This is a genomic window from Streptomyces glaucescens, from assembly GCF_002154375.1.
Classification (GTDB): domain Bacteria; phylum Actinomycetota; class Actinomycetes; order Streptomycetales; family Streptomycetaceae; genus Streptomyces; species Streptomyces glaucescens.
This window is the reverse complement of record NZ_MUND01001083.1, coordinates 1-929: the sequence shown is the minus strand read 5'-3', so window position 1 is coordinate 929 and position 929 is coordinate 1. Positions and strand designations below refer to the sequence as shown.

1 protein-coding gene and 1 pseudogene are annotated in these 929 nt (G+C 75.2%); both read left to right on the top strand.

All coding sequences use genetic code 11. The features are described 5' to 3' along the window. The first annotated feature begins 105 nt into the window (after nt 1-105). Nucleotides 106-618, top strand: a complete 513-nt coding sequence (locus CCN42_RS40755; protein ID WP_086742078.1) for a SigE family RNA polymerase sigma factor — start codon at nt 106-108, stop codon at nt 616-618. A gap of 10 nt (nt 619-628) precedes the next feature. Beyond that, a pseudogene (locus CCN42_RS40750) lies at nt 629-929 on the top strand (hypothetical protein); the annotation flags it as partial.

The window sequence follows — 929 nt, the reverse complement described above, 5'->3', positions numbered from 1 at the left end:
GGCCGGGAGGGCGCCGGGGGTGACCCGGATCACATGTCGCCGGTGCATAGCGGGGCCCTCCCCACCGTCTTTCTCCTCACGTAGGCAACGGCGGGAGCGGGGACTGTGCGCAGGGATCAAGCTCGGGCCGGTGAGTTCGACGAGTTCGTGGCGGCCCGCTGGTCGGCGTTGCTCCATCTCGCCCGGCTGCTCACCGGCGGCGACCGGCATCGGGCCGAGGATCTGGTACAGGAGTCCCTGGTCAAGCTCTGGTTCGTCTGGCCGAAGGTCGCCGAGGAGGCACCCGAGGCCTATGTCCGCACGGTGATGGCGCGCGCGGCGGCTCGCTCGGCCCGGCGGCGGTGGTGGGGCGAGCGGCCGGTCGAGCAGCTGCCCGAGACCGCGGCGGGGGGTGATGTGTCCGCGGCCGTGGCCGAACGATCGCGGCTGGAGGCCGCCCTCGGGCGCCTCTCGGCCAAGCAGCGGGCCGCGGTGGTGCTCCGCTACTACCAGGACCTGCCCGAGCGCCAGGTGGCGGAGGCGCTGGGCTGCCCGCTGGGCACGGCCCGCTCCCACACCGCGCGCGGGGTGGCGCGGCTGCGGCAGCTGCTGACCGATGTCATCGAGCCGGTGGGGTGAAGGAGAGGCCATGGATCACTTCGAGCGGCAGCTGGCGCACATGATGCGCGGCGCCGAGGAGCACACCCCCTTCGAGCCGCGGCACCGCGAGCGCCTGCTGGAGGGAGTCCGCGCCCGCCGCCGGGCGCGCGCGGCGCAGAAGGCCGTCGGCTCGGTCCTCGCGGTCGCCGGACTGGGTCTCGGGCTGTTCCTGCTCCCGGACACGCCCACCCGGACCGAGCCCAGCGCTCCCCGTCCGCAGCCCCTGTCGAGCGAGGGACCGTCGACCTCCGCGCCGGGCACCAGCCCGCCCCCCGAGGCGTCCACCTCCC